We start from the raw sequence: 16,280 nt of genomic DNA, 5'->3' as shown, positions 1-16,280 counted from the left end.
AAAAGGAAAGGTTTAACAGAAAATAAAAATGTTTTCTGTGCAGGAAGGGGATAACAGATGGCAACATTACTTGAAAAAACAAGAAAAATAAACAAACTTTTACAAAAAGCAGAAGTGGTAGAATATGATAGTATTTCTCGTGTGCTTAGCAATGTTATAGAAGCAAATGTTTATATTGTTAGCAAAACTGGAAAAATCTATGGATATGCCTTTCGTGATGATTTTGAATGCGATACAATGATTGATAAAATCGTAAGCCAAGGAGAATTTCCAAAGCATTATGTTAATTGGCTCTTGAAGATGGACAGTACATCTTCTAATATTCCACAGAAGGAAAACTGTGCTTTTGATGATAAAAGTCAATGTTTAGTTGAAGGTAAAATTACAACTATTGTACCTATTTATGGTGTGGGTGAACGTATTGGTACATTAGTATTAGCTAAATTTAATGAAGAATTCAATGATGATGATTTATTATTAGCTGAATATGGTGCCACTGTTGTAGGTATGGAAATTTTACGTGATAATTCTCAAAAAATTGAAGTTGAAGCACGCAAAAAAGCTACTGTACAGATTGCTTTAGCTACACTTTCTTATTCTGAAATTGAAGCAGCTGTAAATATTTTAAGTGAATTAAATGGTACAGAAGGTTTACTCGTTGCATCTAAAATTGCTGACCGTGTAGGTATTACTCGTTCTGTAATTGTAAATGCACTTCGTAAATTTGAATCTGCTGGTGTTATTGAATCTAAATCTCTCGGTATGAAAGGTACTTATATCAGAGTTTTAAATGAACACTTATTAGATGAAATTCAAAAATTAAAAAGATAATAATTTTAAAGAACGATGTTGAGAAAAACATCGTTCTTTTTGTTTATGATTACAATAATTTGTATTGTGTTTACAAATAAATTATGATATAATGCTTAACGGTGTAAAAAACGCACACATTCCGATTTTGTACTGTGTCCTAGTTAAATATACCTTATTGGTACGCTGATAAGAATATTTAAAAGGGTTGAAACAAAGCTAAAGAATGTGGAGGAAAAAATAACAGGAGGTGCACCATCATGGCAGTTATTTCCATGAAACAATTATTAGAAGCAGGCGTTCATTTCGGTCATCAGACTAGACGTTGGAACCCTAAAATGGCTCCATACATTTTCACAGAACGCAATGGTATTTATATTATCGATTTACAGAAAACTGTAAAAAAAGTTGACGAAGCTTATGATTTCTTACGTAGCGTTGCTGAAGAAGGCAAAAGCATTCTTTTCGTAGGTACTAAAAAACAGGCTCAAGAAGCTGTTAAAGAAGAAGCTTTAAAATCCGGCATGTTCTATGTTAACGAAAGATGGCTCGGTGGTATGATGACTAACTTCGCTACTATCCGCAAAAGCATCAATCGTTTAAAAGAACTTGAAGCTATGGAAGAAGATGGAACTTTTGAAGTTCTTAGCAAAAAAGAAGTTCTTGCTTTAAAACGTGAACAAGAAAAACTTGAAAAATCTCTTGGCGGTATTAAAGACATGGAAGAATTACCAGGTGCTTTATTCATCGTTGACCCACGTAAAGAAAGAATTGCTGTAGCAGAAGCTAAAAAACTTAACATTCCAATCGTTGCAATCGTTGATACAAACTGCGATCCAGATGAAATTGACTATGTAATTCCTGGTAACGACGATGCTATCCGTGCTGTTAAACTTTTAACTTCCCGTATGGCTGATGCTGTTATCGAAGGTCGTCAAGGTGAAGCTGGCGAAGTAGCAGAAGAAGTTGCTACTAGCGAAGACGCTGAATAATTTTAGTTAATCTTAAATTTATATAACAATTAAAAAAGGTAAGGGCTAAAACCCTTGCCTTTTATTGACTAAGGAGGAAATATTAATGGCTATTACTGCAGCATTAGTAAAAGAATTACGTGAAAAAACTGGTGCAGGTATGATGGACTGTAAAAAAGCTCTTTCTGCAACTGATGGTGATATGGAAAAAGCAATTGACTTTTTAAGAGAAAAAGGTCTTGCTTCCGCAGCTAAAAAAGCTGGTCGTGTAGCAGCTGAAGGTGTTGTAACATCTTATATTCATGCTGGTGGACGTATTGGTGTATTAGTAGAAGTTAACTGTGAAACAGACTTCGTTGCTGGTACTCCTGAATTCCAGGATTTCGCTCGTGATATTGCTATGCAGATTGCTGCTGCTAACCCAACTTGCATTCGTCGTGAAGAAGTAGATCCAGCAGCTATCGAACATGAACGTCAAGTTCTTCGTGAACAAGCTATTAATGAAGGTAAACCTGAAAAAATCGTTGAAAGAATGGTTGAAGGTCGCCTCGAAAAATATTATAAAGAAGTATGTCTTTTAGATCAGCCATACATTAAAGATCCAGATGTTACAATTTCTGACCTTGTAAAAGGTAAAATTGCTAAAATCGGTGAAAATATCTCCATTCGTCGTTTCGTAAGATATCAACTTGGTGAAGGTATTGAAAAGAAAGCTGATAACTTTGTAGAAGAAGTTATGGCAGCTGTAAAATAATTTCATTATGAAATACAAAGAGAGAACACTTCGGTGTTCTCTTTTTTATAATAAAATATATTTAGTTATAAATTTTAAATATAGAAAAAAATTATAATATCTACCGTTTATTATAGATATATGATAAAATAAGAAAAGATATTATGCAGGTTAAAAAAATTAGAAGTTTTTGATGGAGGTTTTATTGTGGCAGATATTAAATATAAACGTATAGTTTTTAAATTAAGTGGTGAATCTTTAGCCGGTGAACAGCGTTTTGGCATTAATCCAGAAGTAGTAGAATCTATCGCTAAACAAATCAAAAAAGTACGTGAATATGGTATAGAAGTAGCTATTGTTGTAGGTGGCGGAAATATTTGGCGTGGTCTTGCTGGTAGCAATAAAGGTATGGATAGAGCTACAGCAGATTATATGGGTATGCTTGCTACAGTGATGAATGCTTTAGCACTTCAAGATGCTTTAGAAGGTATGGGCGTTGACAGCCGTGTTCAATCTGCTATTGAAATGCGTCAAGTAGCTGAACCTTATATTCGCCGTAAAGCAATTCGTCATTTAGAAAAAGGTAGAGTTGTTATCTTCGGTGCTGGTACAGGTAATCCTTATTTCTCCACAGATACAACTGCTGCTCTTCGTGCTGCTGAAATTGAAGCTGAAGTTATCTTAATGGGTAAAAAGAATACAGATGGTGTATATGATTCTGACCCTAATAAAAATCCTGAAGCTAAAAAATTCGATAGCCTTGAATATTTAGAAGTATTAAATCGTGGACTTGCAGTAATGGATTCTACAGCAACAAGTCTTTGCATGGATAATAAAATTCCTTTAGTAGTATTTAATATAGATGATCATGAAAATATTTTAAAAGCTGCTTTAGGCGAAAATATTGGAACAACTGTTGGAGGTAATGATTAATGATTAAAGAAGTAATAGCTAAAAATGAAGAGCGTATGAAAAAAACTTTAAGTGCAGCAAAATCTGAATTTGCTTCTCTTCGTGCAGGTCGTGCAACTCCTGCATTATTAGATAAAGTAATGGTAGAATATTACGGTTCTTTAGTACCAGTAAATCAGGTAGGTAATATTTCTGTTCCTGAACCTCGTATGATTTTAATTCAACCATGGGAAAAACCAATGCTTCATGAAATAGAAAAAGCAATTACAAGATCTGATCTTGGTCTTAGCCCAAATAATGATGGTACAGTAATTCGTTTAAATATACCTCAGCTTACAGAAGAACGTCGCACTGATCTTGTAAAAACATTGAATAAACGTGCAGAAGAATCTAAAGTATCTGTTCGTAATATTCGTCGTGATGCTAATGAAGCTATTAAAAAATTAGAAAAAGCAAAATCTATCACAGAAGATGATGCTAAAAAAGCTCAAGAAGATATTCAAAAAATCGTAGATAAATATATTAAAGAAATTGACATTGCTAGAGCAGAAAAAGAAAAAGAAATAATGGAAGTTTGATTGTATGGAATATTTAGGATTACCAGCTGTTGAGGCTATAGAACGATTAAATTCTAGAAATATAAAATTTAAAATAAATTATACTGTGCCAATGAGAGGCTATTTTAAAGTTGATGATAGCAAATTATATATTGTCAGAGTAAAAGTTTTAGATGATAATGTATTAGAACTTACAGCTGCTGCTAAAATGCGAAAGGAGGTGTAATAGATGGCTTATAAAATTACTGATGATTGCATTTCTTGCGGTGCTTGTGCAGGTACTTGTCCTGTAGGTGCTATTTCTGAAGGTGAAAACCATTATGAAATTGATGCAGATATGTGTGTAGAATGTGGTGCATGTCAAGCTGGTTGTCCAGCAGGTGCTATCGAAGCTTAATTGACTTTGATTAACAATAACCACTGGAAAGGCCCCTCTGGAAATAAAGAGGGGCTTATTTCTTATAATTTGTTTAGGAGGGGCCTCTAGTATGCTCAAAAAAATATTTTCTTCTAAAAAGGAAAAAAGAAATATTTCTATTGATGAACAATTAGATGTAACTAAATTGCCACAGCATGTTGGTATAATTATGGATGGAAATGGTCGCTGGGCTACTGGAAAGGGTTTAATTAGGACATCTGGACATAAAGCTGGCGTAAAAACACTAAAGAAAATTCTCAAGACTTGCATTAAATATAATATCCCTATTTTAACAGTATATGCGTTTTCTACTGAAAATTGGAAACGACCAATAACTGAAGTAAATTTTTTGATGAACTTATTTTCAAGTTTTTTAGCTGAACAGATTGATGAAATGTGTGAAGATAATGTACGTATTCACTTTATTGGACGAATAGATGAATTACCTGGCAATTTACCAAATGAATTGCATGCAGCAGAAGAACGCACTAAAAATAATACTGGTGTAAGATTTAATGTTGCTGTAAATTATGGTGGTAGAGATGAAATTATAACAGCAGTAAAAAATATAGCTAGTAAAGTACAATCGGGTAAGTTATCTATTGAAGAAATAAATGATAAAGTAATTGACGATAATTTATATACAAAAGATTTACCACCTGTTGATTTAATGATTAGAACAAGTGGTGATATACGATTGAGTAATTTCTTATTATGGCAAGCAGCTTATGCTGAATTTTGGTTTACAAAGACAAATTGGCCGGATTTCTCTTCAGAAGAATTTTTACAAGCAATTGTTGATTTCCAAAAAAGAGATAGACGATTTGGAGGATTAAGTAGTAAATAATTTTTGGGGCGGTGGAAGATTTTGCTAACGCGAATTATCAGTGGAATTATTGGAATAATAATAGCTACAGGCGTTATTCAGACAGGAGGCACAGTATTTATTGCAGTTTCGATAGTACTTGCTTGTCTTGCTTGGCGAGAGTATGTAAATGCTTTTACACATAAGGATTATAATATACCATTATTTTGGGGATTGTTTAATATTTGTTTCATCATATTAGGAACGTATTTAACAAATAATATTGCATTTAGTATTGTAATAGCTATATTTGTTTCTTTGATGAATATGATATTTAATCATAAACATTTCTCTGTATTAGATGGTTGTATTACTTTAGCAGGAACCATGTATATAGCAATTCCTTTTTATCATTTAGTGATGCTTAGAATGTTTGAGGATACAACTATTTTAGCAACTAATAGTTTATTAGGTGAATTTTCTGTAGGTTGTATTTTAATATGGCTTACTTTTATTGGTACATGGGCTAGTGATAGTTTTGCTTATTTTGTAGGTTGTAGTATAGGTAAACATCGTTTATGTCCAGAAATCAGTCCTAAAAAAAGTATTGAGGGTTTTGTTGGTGGCATAATAGGTTCAATGATATGTGTAGGTCTTTTAGGTAGTTATTTTAATTTTGATATAGTTATTATGCTTGTAATGGGAGCATTGATAGCGATTATTGGTACTTTTGGCGATTTAGTAGAATCTTGTATTAAAAGATTTGTCGGTATCAAAGATTCTGGTACTTTAATTCCAGGACATGGTGGAGTATTGGATAGATTTGATAGTTTATTATTTACAGCACCGCTCGTTTATTATATAGCAATATTTTTATTAGATATTTAAAGTAAAGGAATATAATATAATGAAAAAAATTGCAGTATTAGGTTCAACTGGTTCCATAGGAACTCAGACTTTAGATGTAGTTAGAAATCATAGTGATTTTTTGAAGATTGAAGTTTTAGCAGCTAATAATAATGATGAATTATTAGAACAGCAAATAAATGAATTTAAGCCAGCTATGGCGATTTTAAATAATAAAGATGCTTATGAGAGATTAAAAGCTCGTTATGTAGGAAAAACTAAACTATATTATGGAGAAGAAGGCTTAATTGAAGGAGCTACTACAGATAAAATAGATACAGTAGTTACTTCTTTGATGGGTTTTGCAGGTCTTCGTCCAACAATGAAGGCTATTGAAGCTGGTAAAAATATCGCACTAGCTAATAAAGAAACTTTAGTAGTAGCTGGCGATTTAGTCATGAAAAAAGCTCGTGAAAAACAAATTGATATCATGCCAATTGATAGTGAACATGGAGCATTATTTCAATGTTTGCATGGCGAAGATATGAATAAAGTTGACAAATTATTAATCACTGCTTCTGGCGGTCCTTTTAGAGGTAAGAAAATAGAAGATTTAAAAAATGTTTCAGTAAAACAGTGTTTAAGTCATCCAACATGGAAAATGGGACGCAAGATTACTATTGATAGTGCTTCATTGATGAATAAAGGCTTGGAAGTAATTGAAGCAAAACAATTATATAATGTGGATTATGATAAAATTCAGGTAGTAGTTCATCCTCAAAGTATCATTCATTCTATGGTGCAATATGTGGATGGCTCAGTTATCGCTCAATTAGGCTCAACTGATATGAGACTTCCTATACAATATGCACTCACATATCCAGAAAGAATGGTTTGTCCTGCTGAAAAATTAGATTTTTGGCAAATGAAAGATTTAACTTTTGAAAAGCCAGATACAGACACATTTAGAGGTCTTGCTTTAGCGTATGAAGCTGGGAAAATAGGTGGTTCTATGCCTTGTGTGATGAATGCTGCCAATGAAATAGCTGTAGAAGCTTTCTTAAATGAAAAGATTAGTTTCTTAGATATTTATGATATAATAGAAGAAGCTATGCAATCTCATATAACTTTGGTAGAACCAGAACTTGAAGATTTATTTGAAATTGATAGCAATATTCGTAAGCAAGTAAAGGAGAAGATTTATAAGTGTTAATCAGTGCCATTGCTATTATATTTGTCTTTGGTTTACTCGTATTAGTTCATGAATTTGGACATTTTATTACTGCAAAAAAAACAGGTATGCGTGTAGATGAATTTGCAATTGGTTTTGGTCCTAAATTAGTAAATACTAAAAAGGGAGAAACAGTATATTCAATAAGAGCTATTCCTCTTGGTGGTTTCAATAAAATTGCAGGAATGGAAAAAGGCATGGATGAAGATGCAGGAGATAGAGCATATTGGGCTCGTCCTGTATGGGCTAGAATGATTGTAATTTTGGCTGGTTCGATAATGAACTTTATTCTACCGTTTTTGATTTTTGCAGGAGTCTTTTTCTTTAATGGTATACAAACTCCATCGAATGCTCCAGTTTTGGGACAAGTAATTGCTGGCGAGCCAGCAAGTCAAGCTGGATTAAAAGATGGGGATAAAATTTTAAGTGTAAATGGAGAACAGATCACTTCTTGGACAAATTTTGTGCAAAAAGTACAAACTGCTGATGGCAAAATTTTAAAAATAGAATTTATCCGCGATAATGAACAGATGGCGACTTCTGTTGTACCGAAATATGATGAACAAGCTAAACGTGCATTGATCGGTGTAACTGCACCTGTTAATGTAAAAAGTGTAGGTTTTGGCGAAGCAATAGTATTAGCTTTTTCTACCGTGATAAATATTATATATCAGATGTATAGTGGACTTGTGGGCATGATAACAGGTAGTGTGAGTGCAGAGTTATCTGGGCCAGTGGGTGTAGCTCAAATGACAAGTCAAGCTGCTCATTTGGGATTAGTTCCATTATTACAATTTGCTGCATTATTGAGTTTGAACTTAGGTGTAATAAATTTATTGCCAATTCCTGCATTAGATGGTGGTCATTTCGTAGTTTTATTGGTAGAAGCAATTCGTGGCAAAGCTATTGAAGCTAAATATGTAAGAGTAGTGCAAATGGCTGGCATAATTTTATTATTATCTTTGATGTTTTTTGCCACAGCTCAAGATGTTGGTCGTTTATTTGGTTAAGAGTTAATAAATACAACATAAAAAGGTGTTGGATGTAATGATAAAAAGAAAAATGACACGACAAATCAGTATAGGTAATGTAAAAATTGGTGGCGGTGCACCGATTTCTGTACAATCTATGACTAATACTAAGACAACAGATACAAATGCTACGGTAGCACAGATCAAAGCATTAGTATCTGCTGGTTGTGATATTGTTCGTGTAGCTGTGCCTGATATGTCCGCAGCTGAAAATATTTACAATATTAAAAATCAAGTCGATGTGCCTTTAGTTGCAGATATTCATTTTGATTATCGTTTAGCTTTAAAAGCTATAGAACAAGGTATAGATGCACTTCGCATTAATCCTGGCAATATCGGTGATGAAGAGCGTGTAAAGGCAGTAGTCGAAGCTGCAAAAACAAGAAATATTCCTATACGCATAGGTGTTAATGCAGGCTCACTTGATAAAAAATTGTTGGCAAAATATGGTAAAGTGACAGCAGAAGCATTAGTTGAAAGTGCTTTAGAGCATATAAGAATTTTAGAAAAATTAAATTTCTATGATATTAAAATTTCACTAAAAGCACATGATGTACCATTGACGTTAGATGCTTATCGTTTGATGAGTGAAACAGTGGATTATCCACTTCATTTAGGCATAACAGAAGCAGGCACCGTAAATACAGGAATTATTAAATCTGCTGTAGGTATAGGTGCTTTACTTGCTGAAGGCATCGGTGATACATTCCGCATTTCTTTGACTGGTGATCCTGTAAATGAAGTGAAAGTGGCAAATGAAATTTTAAAAGCATTAGGTCTTAAAGAATATGGACCTACACTTATTTCATGTCCTACTTGTGGTCGTTGTAATATTGATTTACCAAGTATTGCTGAAAAAGTAGAACAAAGATTGTCAGGAATAACAAAACCAATTAAAGTCGCTGTTATGGGGTGTATTGTAAATGGCCCAGGTGAAGCTCGTGATGCTGATATTGGTATTGCTGGTGGAAAAGGCGAAGGATTAGTTTTTCGCAAAGGCGAAGTTATAAATAAAGTTGCTGAAGATAAATTAGTAGATGCTTTATTTGAAGAACTAGATAAATTAATAAAATAAGAAGAAAGCTGTAATAAGATTTTTGTTTTTGATTTTATTACAGCTTTTTTAGTGGCAAAGAAGATAATGAACATTTTTATTTTAGCTAAAGTATGATAGAATATATAAGTTAATTAATATTGAAAAGGGTTTTTCCCATATATTTTAGGAGGAATTTATAGTGCGTACATCTAAACTTTATGCACCTACATTGCGTCAGACTCCAGCAGAAGCTGAAGTGCCTAGTCATCAGTTAATGCTTAGAGCTGGTTTTATTCGTAAAGTAGCAGGCGGGGTTTATACATATTTACCACTTGCTTGGCGTACTTTACGCAAAATAGAACAAATTATTCGTGAAGAAATGGAAGCTAAAGATGGACAAGAATTAGCACTTCCTATTTTACAACCATCTGAACTTTGGAAAGAAACTGGTCGTTGGGAAGTTTTTGGCGAAGAAATGTTCCGTTTGGTAGATAGACATAATCGTGAATTTTGTCTTGGCCCAACACATGAAGAAATTATTACAGATTTAGTACGTAATGAAGTACGTTCTTATAAACAATTACCATTATTGTTATATCAAATTCAAAATAAATATCGCGATGAAATTCGTCCTCGTTTTGGTCTTATGCGTGGACGTGAATTTATCATGAAAGATGGTTATTCTTTTGATAAAGATGAAGCAGGTCTTGATAAATCTTATCAAGATATGTATGATGCTTATACAAAGATTTTCTCTCGTTGCGGTCTTACTTTCCGTCCTGTAGAAGCTGACGGCGGTGCTATTGGTAATGCTACAACACATGAATTCACTGTATTAGCTGAAACTGGTGAATCTGATATCGTTTACTGTGAAAAATGTGATTATGCAGCAAACGCTGAAAAATCCGAATTAAAACCAATTATTGCACCAGTTGAAGAAGAATTACCACTTGAAAAAGTAAATACTCCTGGTACAAAAACTATTGAAGCTGTAGCTGAATTTTTAAATATGCCACTTGAAAAAAATATTAAAGCTGTTATTTTCCAAAATGAAAAAGACCAAGTTATCTGTGCATTTGTTCGTGGTGACCATGAAGTAAATGATGTAAAATTACAAAATGTAACAGGTGCAATTGCTTTAAAAATGGCAGAAGAGTCTGCTATTCGTGCTATTGGTGGTGTGCCTGGTTTCATGAGTCCAATTGGTCTTAGCAAAGATGCAATTGTAGTTGTTGACGCTACAGTAATGGAAATGCATAATGCTGTTTGCGGTGCAAATGAAGAAGATTGCCACTATAAAAATGCTAATCCAAAACGCGATTTTGGCGATGTAATTGTAGCTGATATTCGTCTTATTGCTGAAGGAGATCCATGTCCTCATTGTGGAGCACCAGTAAAAATGACTCATGGTATTGAAGTAGGGCAAGTATTTAAACTTGGTACAAAATACAGTAAAGCACTCGGTGCTACTTTCCTTGATGAAAATGGTAAAGAAAAACCATTGATCATGGGTTGCTATGGTATCGGTGTTAGCCGTACAATGGCAGCTGCTATTGAACAATTCCATGATGATAATGGTATTATTTGGCCTGTAGCTATTGCACCATTTGAAGTAGTTATTGTGCCTATTAATGCTAAAGATGAAGCTCAAATGCAAGTTGCTGAAAAACTTTATGCTGATATGAAAAATGCTGGTATAGATGTACTTTTAGATGATAGAAAAGACAGAGCTGGCGTAAAATTCAAAGATGCTGATTTAATTGGTTATCCAGTACGTATTACTGTAAGCCCTAAACTTTTAGATGCTAATGAAGTTGAAATCAAAGTTCGCCGTGATGGTGCTACTTCTAATGTAAAAGTTGATGATTGTGCACAAACAGTAAAAGATATGCTTAAAAACTTATAATAGGGTTTAAGTACGACATTATATAAAAAAGCACCTTAAAAGTCATTGATTTAGCTTTTAAGGTGCTTTTATTATTTTTATTATTTTTATTATTTTTGAATTAATTCAATTAAATAATTATTTATTTCTTGCCAAAGATTAGGATTTGCATCTAAAACTTTGCGTAATCGTTGAGGATATTTGCCATTTTTTTGATAAATTTCAATGATAAATTTTATAGCATAAATTAATTGTTCTTTATTTAAAGCAATATCAATATGTTGACCATAGACAGGGCTATTTCCTAATAATCCACCGATATATAATTCAAATTTATGTGGACTTTTAAATGATGGCATTATGCCAATATCTTGAGATTTGGCTTTGCCAAGACTGTTGATACAGCCAAAGACACCTATTTTTAATTTTTTAGGAACGGTCTGACCATAAAATAAATTATCTAATTCTGTTGCTAAAGCATGCACATCGTATAGACCTTTAGTGCAAGTAGTGCCTTTACAGCTGACTATAGCTCTAACTGTAGTTCCTGTACCACCTAGACGAAGATTATTTATTTTTATTTTTTCTAAAGCGATTTCTAAATTATCTGGGGAAATTTGTTCAATTTCTATAGTTCCTCTAGATGTAGCAGTGATTTTGCCATTGCCATACGTTGAAGCAATTTGAGCGATAGCTATTAATTCTTCTGCTGAAAATTCACCACAATTGCCTATAATTCTAACCGTATAGAAATTATTTTTTTGATGGATTACACCTGATACCATTTTATTCTCCTTTACATTTATATATTTACATACTGTTTAATGTTTACCAATATTTACCCATTCGACAGCTTTGGAGTATTTTTCAAGTTCAGGAATGCTAAGTTCAATAGCACTATTTCTACTGCCACAAGCAGGATATACTTTATCAAAACGTTTTAAGGATTCATCAAGGTATACTTTTATGCCATCATTAGGAGCAAATGGACAAACACCACCAACAGGAAAACCAGTCATAGGTTCAACTTCATCAGCTTTAAGCATAGTAGCTTTTTTATGGAATTTTTCTTTAAATTTATGATTGTCAATTCGCATATCTCCAGCCATGACTACGAGAATAGCTTTATCATTTAATTTAAAAGACATTGTTTTGGCAATATGAGCTTCTTGGCAATTTAAAGCCTTGGCAGCTTCACTAACTGTAGCACTAGAAACAGGAAATTCCATAATTTTATCTTCCATATGAAATTGTTTAAAATATGATTTTACTTTTTCAATAGACAAGAAAAACAGCTCCTTTAAAAATAAAAGCCACCAACAAAAAGTTAGTGGCTTTATTTTATGATATATTATTTTGCTTCGATTGCAGCATTTAAATCTTCGATGAGTTTGTCGATATCGATGCCATGAGCACCTGCACCTTGTTCGATGTTTTCGAAGTGAGCAGCAGCACAACCAAGGCAACCCATACCAGCGTTTACAAATACTTCTACAGTTTCAGGATATTGGCTAACAACTTCCATAATACCCATTTCTTTAGTTATAGTCATGAAAAATATCTCCTTTATCTATATTTTATAGTGAAATTTGATAATTAATTTTATTCACATGGGAATTATATCATATTTTTTTTAGTTTTGGTATAAGTAAATGATAATTTTATAAATAATCATAGGAAAATGATATGAATATAATACTTATTTATGATTGAATAATCTTTATTAAAAATAACGAAATATAATATTTTAGATTTTATAAGTATATTTTGTAAATGTTATTTTAAATGATTGTAAATAATTGATAAATTTTTTAGATAGCAGTACAATAAGACATTATGAAAAATAAAAAACGAGTTATGGGGATAGAGAGGGAGATTTTATGGATTTTGTAGCTTTTTGTTTGGGCAATATTAATATTTATTGGTATGGCTTGATAATCGTATGTTCATTGTTGATAGGTTTGGTGATAAGTAAAATTTTATTTAAAATATACGGTGAAAATTTCAGCCCTATGTGGGATTTATTAGTTTGGATGATACCAGCAGGATTAATAGGTGCTAGGATTTTTTTTGTAATTATGCACATAGATGTTTATGCGTCAAATTTAATTCAAATATTTTGCATTTGGCAAGGTGGATTATCTATATACGGTGCTTTATTTGGTTTTTTGATGACGAGTATAGTTTTTTTGCATAAATATGATTATAATTTATGGTTGTGGTTTGATTTGATGATGCCAGCATTATTATTCGGTTTGACTGTTTTACAGTTAGCCAATTTCATGATGCAGTTTTCACTTGGCACACCACTGGGATTAGATATTCCAAATGATCATAGTTTGGCAGAATATGTAGAATATAGATATCGTCCAACAGGTTTTGAAGCATATCAATATTTTCAACCTGTAGCATTATATCAAGCTTTTGCTTATAGCATAGTATTTATAATATCTATTTTAGTTTTACTCTTTAATAGAAAGTATAAGTTTTTGGCTGAAGGAACTACTTTTTTATTTAGTATAATGTTAATGGCTATAATTAGATTTTGTATTGGTTTTATGTATTTTAGTGTGAATAAAGATATGTTATTATATCCTATGCAATGGATAGCTTTAACTGTTATGATAATGACAGTATTGGTGTATATAGCTAAACGTTTTCAACATAATTAAATTTTTACTTATTATAGAAATATAAAAATTAAAAATGAAAGTGGGAAGATGAGTGTGTTTAAACAGAAAAAATATGCAAAATTAATATTACTTATTATGTTAATTTGTTTGCCATTGATTTTATCTAGTCCAAAAGTAATGCCTGTATCCGCGGCAGAAAATGAAGAAGATATACCGATTACAATATTAAATTATCATAAGATAGATAATATGAATATTGCTTTATCCGTACTGCCAGAAGATTTTGATCGACAAATGGCTTATTTAAAAGAAAATGGTTATAATACAATAAATACAGATCAATTGTATGATTATATGGTAAATGGAGCAGAACTGCCTGAAAATCCAATTTTAATCACTTTTGATGATGGTTATGAAGATAATTACCAAAATGCATATCCTATTTTGAAAAAATATGGTTTTACAGGTACTATTTTTGTAATTACAGATTTTGTTAGCAATCAACCTAATTATTTAACATGGGAGCAGATAAAAGAAATGAAGGCAAATGGCATGGATTTTCAATCGCATACTGCTAGCCATAAATCTATGACAGAACTCACTGAAGATCAATTAAAAGAAGAGCTTACAAAATCTAAGCAAACATTAGATGCTCAATTAAATCAAGATACTAAATTTATGGCTTATCCTACAGGAACATATAATTTATATATCGCTAAATTGGTTAATGAAGCAGGATATAAAGGGGCATTTACTATTAAATATGGTAATGTAGATAGAGCAAGTAATATTTATGCTTTAGAAAGAGTACCTATTTTCCATACAGAAAATACATTTTTATCTTTCTATGAAAGAATGCACTATATACCAGTATTTGAACGTTTAGGTTGGTATAAGAGCTAAATTTAATTTTCTATTGAAATAAATTTTGATGACTGTTAAAATTATATTTACGTAAATAATTTTATAAAAGACGCGAGGTGTTTCGTTGGTGGAATTTGAACATATTAGTGTTCTACCAGAGGAAGTAATAAAGGGGCTTGCTATAAAGCCTGATGGTGTATATGTAGATTGCACTTTGGGCGGAGCAGGTCATTCATCGAGAATTGCTACGCAGTTAAATGAAAATGGGCATTTAATCGGCATAGATCAAGATGAAGATGCGATTAAAGTCGCAACTGAAAGATTAAAGCAATATAAATGTAAAATAGATATTGTGCATAGCAATTTTAAAGATTTAGAAACTGTACTAAAGAATTTAAATATAGAATATATTGATGGAATTTTATTTGATTTAGGTGTTTCATCATATCAGCTAGATGAAGCCGATAGAGGTTTTTCCTATATGCAAGATGCTCCACTTGATATGCGTATGGATAAGGCACAAGATTTTTCTGCATATGATGTGGTCAATGAATATGATGAAGAAAAATTAAATGATATTTTTAAAACATATGGTGAAGAACGCTGGAGCAAGCGTATAGCAGAATTTATTGTAAAATATCGCCAGGAAAAGAAGATAGAGACTACAGGCGAATTAGTGGATATCATTCGCCGTGCTATACCAGCAGCTGTGCGAAAAAAATCAACAGGTCATCCAGCAAAACGTATTTTTCAGGCTATTCGTATTGAAGTAAATAATGAATTAGGAATTTTAGAAAATACTTTTAAAGTAGCAGTAAAACATTTAAATAAAGGTGGAAGAATTGCAGTAATAACATTTCATTCATTAGAAGATCGTATTACTAAGAATGTGTTTAAAGAACTGTCCCGTGGTTGTATTTGTCCACCACATTTACCAATTTGTGTATGTAATCATAAGCCTGAGATAAAGCTTTGTAGTAAAGCTATAAAACCATCAAAACATGAGATGGATGATAATTCACGATCTAAAAGTGCAAAGTTGAGAGTAGCAGAGAAGTTATAATCTTAGGAGGATTTTATTATGTTAGCGCAACGCAAAATTGTTTATGAAGAAAATCAAGAGAGATATAAACAAATGAAAGTAAAAAAATCAGTGAAATCAAGACAGGAAAAAGACGCAGATTTAAATAATGCGTTGCGTTCAAGATGTATTATTTTATTTGTAATTGTAGTGGCAATGGCAGGATTCTTTATTTTACGCAGTGGAGTAGCTGCCAGCGATGCCTATCATTTAAATCAATTAAAAAATCAATCTACAAAATTAGAAGCAGAGAATTCTCGTCTTCATTTAGAAATAGCACATCTAAAATCTCCAGAAAGAATACAATCTATTGCTACAAATGAATTAGGAATGATACTACCAGATAAATTTTTCTTTTCAACTAAAAAATAAATTATTAATTGAGCCATAAATTTCTTAAATAAATTTTAAATTTAGGATTTTATGGCTTAATTTTTTGTAGTATACATATATAAATAAGTGAGCTA

Annotated in this window: 20 protein-coding genes; 17 read left to right on the top strand and 3 right to left on the bottom strand. The window is 32.1% G+C overall.

Annotated elements, in window-relative coordinates:
- Positions 1 to 57 precede the first annotated feature (57 nt).
- The 13 genes from codY (at position 58) to Q5I67_RS07190 (ending at position 11,256) form a co-directional block, all read left to right on the top strand.
- The gene (gene codY, locus Q5I67_RS07250) at positions 58 to 831 is read left to right on the top strand and encodes a GTP-sensing pleiotropic transcriptional regulator CodY (RefSeq protein ID WP_296922242.1); all 774 of its coding nucleotides are present in this window, start codon (positions 58 to 60) and stop codon (positions 829 to 831) included.
- Between the two features lie 239 nt (positions 832 to 1,070).
- Positions 1,071 to 1,802 (top strand): 30S ribosomal protein S2, encoded by a 732-nt coding sequence (gene rpsB, locus Q5I67_RS07245; protein ID WP_302486879.1) that lies wholly within the window; start codon positions 1,071 to 1,073, stop codon positions 1,800 to 1,802.
- Positions 1,803 to 1,887: 85 nt separating this feature from the next.
- Complete coding sequence (tsf, locus tag Q5I67_RS07240) at positions 1,888 to 2,535, top strand: translation elongation factor Ts (protein WP_296895797.1); 648 nt, start codon at positions 1,888 to 1,890, stop codon at positions 2,533 to 2,535.
- A gap of 186 nt (positions 2,536 to 2,721) precedes the next feature.
- Entirely contained in the window at positions 2,722 to 3,447 is a 726-nt protein-coding gene (pyrH, locus tag Q5I67_RS07235) for a UMP kinase (RefSeq protein WP_296895798.1), read from the top strand.
- Positions 3,447 to 4,004 (top strand): ribosome recycling factor, encoded by a 558-nt coding sequence (frr, locus tag Q5I67_RS07230; protein ID WP_015562568.1) that lies wholly within the window; start codon positions 3,447 to 3,449, stop codon positions 4,002 to 4,004. Before pyrH ends, frr begins: the two co-directional genes overlap by 1 nt.
- 4 nt (positions 4,005 to 4,008) lie before the next feature.
- Complete coding sequence (locus Q5I67_RS07225) at positions 4,009 to 4,209, top strand: hypothetical protein (RefSeq protein ID WP_302486878.1); 201 nt, start codon at positions 4,009 to 4,011, stop codon at positions 4,207 to 4,209.
- 3 nt (positions 4,210 to 4,212) lie between these two features.
- Positions 4,213 to 4,380 (top strand): DUF362 domain-containing protein, encoded by a 168-nt coding sequence (locus tag Q5I67_RS07220; RefSeq protein ID WP_008538375.1) that lies wholly within the window; start codon positions 4,213 to 4,215, stop codon positions 4,378 to 4,380.
- Positions 4,381 to 4,471: 91 nt separating this feature from the next.
- Positions 4,472 to 5,248 carry an isoprenyl transferase gene (locus tag Q5I67_RS07215; RefSeq protein ID WP_302486877.1) on the top strand — a complete coding sequence of 259 codons (777 nt, stop codon included), beginning with the start codon at positions 4,472 to 4,474 and terminating at the stop codon, positions 5,246 to 5,248.
- 21 nt (positions 5,249 to 5,269) lie between these two features.
- Positions 5,270 to 6,094, top strand: a complete 825-nt coding sequence (locus tag Q5I67_RS07210; RefSeq protein WP_302486876.1) for a phosphatidate cytidylyltransferase — start codon at positions 5,270 to 5,272, stop codon at positions 6,092 to 6,094.
- Between the two features lie 19 nt (positions 6,095 to 6,113).
- Entirely contained in the window at positions 6,114 to 7,265 is a 1,152-nt protein-coding gene (locus Q5I67_RS07205) for a 1-deoxy-D-xylulose-5-phosphate reductoisomerase (protein ID WP_302486875.1), read from the top strand.
- Positions 7,259 to 8,293 (top strand): RIP metalloprotease RseP, encoded by a 1,035-nt coding sequence (rseP, locus tag Q5I67_RS07200; protein WP_302486874.1) that lies wholly within the window; start codon positions 7,259 to 7,261, stop codon positions 8,291 to 8,293. The genes Q5I67_RS07205 and rseP overlap by 7 nt, the downstream gene beginning before the upstream one ends.
- A 37-nt stretch (positions 8,294 to 8,330) precedes the next feature.
- Positions 8,331 to 9,389, top strand: coding sequence for a flavodoxin-dependent (E)-4-hydroxy-3-methylbut-2-enyl-diphosphate synthase (ispG, locus tag Q5I67_RS07195; protein WP_302486873.1), 1,059 nt, complete (start codon positions 8,331 to 8,333; stop codon positions 9,387 to 9,389).
- Positions 9,390 to 9,549: 160 nt separating this feature from the next.
- Entirely contained in the window at positions 9,550 to 11,256 is a 1,707-nt protein-coding gene (locus tag Q5I67_RS07190) for a proline--tRNA ligase (protein ID WP_302486872.1), read from the top strand.
- Between the two features lie 89 nt (positions 11,257 to 11,345).
- On the opposite strand, the gene Q5I67_RS07185 is transcribed toward Q5I67_RS07190, so the two are convergent.
- The 3 genes from Q5I67_RS07185 to Q5I67_RS07175 form a co-directional block, all read right to left on the bottom strand.
- Positions 11,346 to 12,020: a sulfite reductase gene (locus tag Q5I67_RS07185; protein WP_302486871.1), complete on the bottom strand. Its 675-nt coding sequence runs from the start codon at positions 12,018 to 12,020 to the stop codon at positions 11,346 to 11,348.
- Between the two features lie 36 nt (positions 12,021 to 12,056).
- The gene (locus tag Q5I67_RS07180; protein ID WP_296895810.1) at positions 12,057 to 12,521 is read right to left on the bottom strand and encodes a YbaK/EbsC family protein; all 465 of its coding nucleotides are present in this window, start codon (positions 12,519 to 12,521) and stop codon (positions 12,057 to 12,059) included.
- A gap of 65 nt (positions 12,522 to 12,586) precedes the next feature.
- The gene (locus Q5I67_RS07175; protein WP_008538365.1) at positions 12,587 to 12,787 is read right to left on the bottom strand and encodes a DUF1858 domain-containing protein; all 201 of its coding nucleotides are present in this window, start codon (positions 12,785 to 12,787) and stop codon (positions 12,587 to 12,589) included.
- Positions 12,788 to 13,115: 328 nt separating this feature from the next.
- Between Q5I67_RS07175 and Q5I67_RS07170 the strand changes: the two genes are divergently transcribed.
- The 4 genes from Q5I67_RS07170 (at position 13,116) to ftsL (ending at position 16,185) form a co-directional block, all read left to right on the top strand.
- Positions 13,116 to 13,907 carry a prolipoprotein diacylglyceryl transferase gene (locus Q5I67_RS07170; protein WP_296895811.1) on the top strand — a complete coding sequence of 264 codons (792 nt, stop codon included), beginning with the start codon at positions 13,116 to 13,118 and terminating at the stop codon, positions 13,905 to 13,907.
- 48 nt (positions 13,908 to 13,955) lie between these two features.
- Positions 13,956 to 14,771 (top strand): polysaccharide deacetylase family protein, encoded by an 816-nt coding sequence (locus Q5I67_RS07165; RefSeq protein WP_302486870.1) that lies wholly within the window; start codon positions 13,956 to 13,958, stop codon positions 14,769 to 14,771.
- Positions 14,772 to 14,859: 88 nt separating this feature from the next.
- Positions 14,860 to 15,795, top strand: a complete 936-nt coding sequence (gene rsmH, locus Q5I67_RS07160; RefSeq protein ID WP_302486869.1) for a 16S rRNA (cytosine(1402)-N(4))-methyltransferase RsmH — start codon at positions 14,860 to 14,862, stop codon at positions 15,793 to 15,795.
- 18 nt (positions 15,796 to 15,813) lie between these two features.
- Positions 15,814 to 16,185, top strand: a complete 372-nt coding sequence (gene ftsL, locus Q5I67_RS07155) for a cell division protein FtsL (RefSeq protein WP_296895814.1) — start codon at positions 15,814 to 15,816, stop codon at positions 16,183 to 16,185.
- The last annotated feature ends 95 nt before the right edge of the window (positions 16,186 to 16,280 follow it).

Origin of the sequence: uncultured Megamonas sp., from assembly GCF_958438645.1 — a bacterium.
Classification (GTDB): Bacteria; Bacillota; Negativicutes; order Selenomonadales; family Selenomonadaceae; genus Megamonas.
Note: the sequence above shows the minus strand (reverse complement) of the source record. Positions and strands in the feature narration are given on the sequence as shown.

What these genes read in the sequence shown, in the direction of transcription:
- tsf (WP_296895797.1), top strand. Translation starts at nt 1,888, where the DNA reads ATGGCTATTACTGCAGCATTAGTAAAAGAATTACGTGAAAAAACTGGT.
- Q5I67_RS07165 (WP_302486870.1), top strand. Translation starts at nt 13,956, where the DNA reads ATGAGTGTGTTTAAACAGAAAAAATATGCAAAATTAATATTACTTATT.
- ftsL (WP_296895814.1), top strand. Translation starts at nt 15,814, where the DNA reads ATGTTAGCGCAACGCAAAATTGTTTATGAAGAAAATCAAGAGAGATAT.
- frr (WP_015562568.1), top strand. Translation starts at nt 3,447, where the DNA reads ATGATTAAAGAAGTAATAGCTAAAAATGAAGAGCGTATGAAAAAAACT.
- Q5I67_RS07225 (WP_302486878.1), top strand. Translation starts at nt 4,009, where the DNA reads ATGGAATATTTAGGATTACCAGCTGTTGAGGCTATAGAACGATTAAAT.
- codY (WP_296922242.1), top strand. Translation starts at nt 58, where the DNA reads ATGGCAACATTACTTGAAAAAACAAGAAAAATAAACAAACTTTTACAA.
- Q5I67_RS07185 (WP_302486871.1), bottom strand. Translation starts at nt 12,020, where the DNA reads ATGGTATCAGGTGTAATCCATCAAAAAAATAATTTCTATACGGTTAGA.
- Q5I67_RS07220 (WP_008538375.1), top strand. Translation starts at nt 4,213, where the DNA reads ATGGCTTATAAAATTACTGATGATTGCATTTCTTGCGGTGCTTGTGCA.
- ispG (WP_302486873.1), top strand. Translation starts at nt 8,331, where the DNA reads ATGATAAAAAGAAAAATGACACGACAAATCAGTATAGGTAATGTAAAA.
- Q5I67_RS07170 (WP_296895811.1), top strand. Translation starts at nt 13,116, where the DNA reads ATGGATTTTGTAGCTTTTTGTTTGGGCAATATTAATATTTATTGGTAT.
- Q5I67_RS07215 (WP_302486877.1), top strand. Translation starts at nt 4,472, where the DNA reads ATGCTCAAAAAAATATTTTCTTCTAAAAAGGAAAAAAGAAATATTTCT.
- Q5I67_RS07205 (WP_302486875.1), top strand. Translation starts at nt 6,114, where the DNA reads ATGAAAAAAATTGCAGTATTAGGTTCAACTGGTTCCATAGGAACTCAG.
- Q5I67_RS07175 (WP_008538365.1), bottom strand. Translation starts at nt 12,787, where the DNA reads ATGACTATAACTAAAGAAATGGGTATTATGGAAGTTGTTAGCCAATAT.
- rpsB (WP_302486879.1), top strand. Translation starts at nt 1,071, where the DNA reads ATGGCAGTTATTTCCATGAAACAATTATTAGAAGCAGGCGTTCATTTC.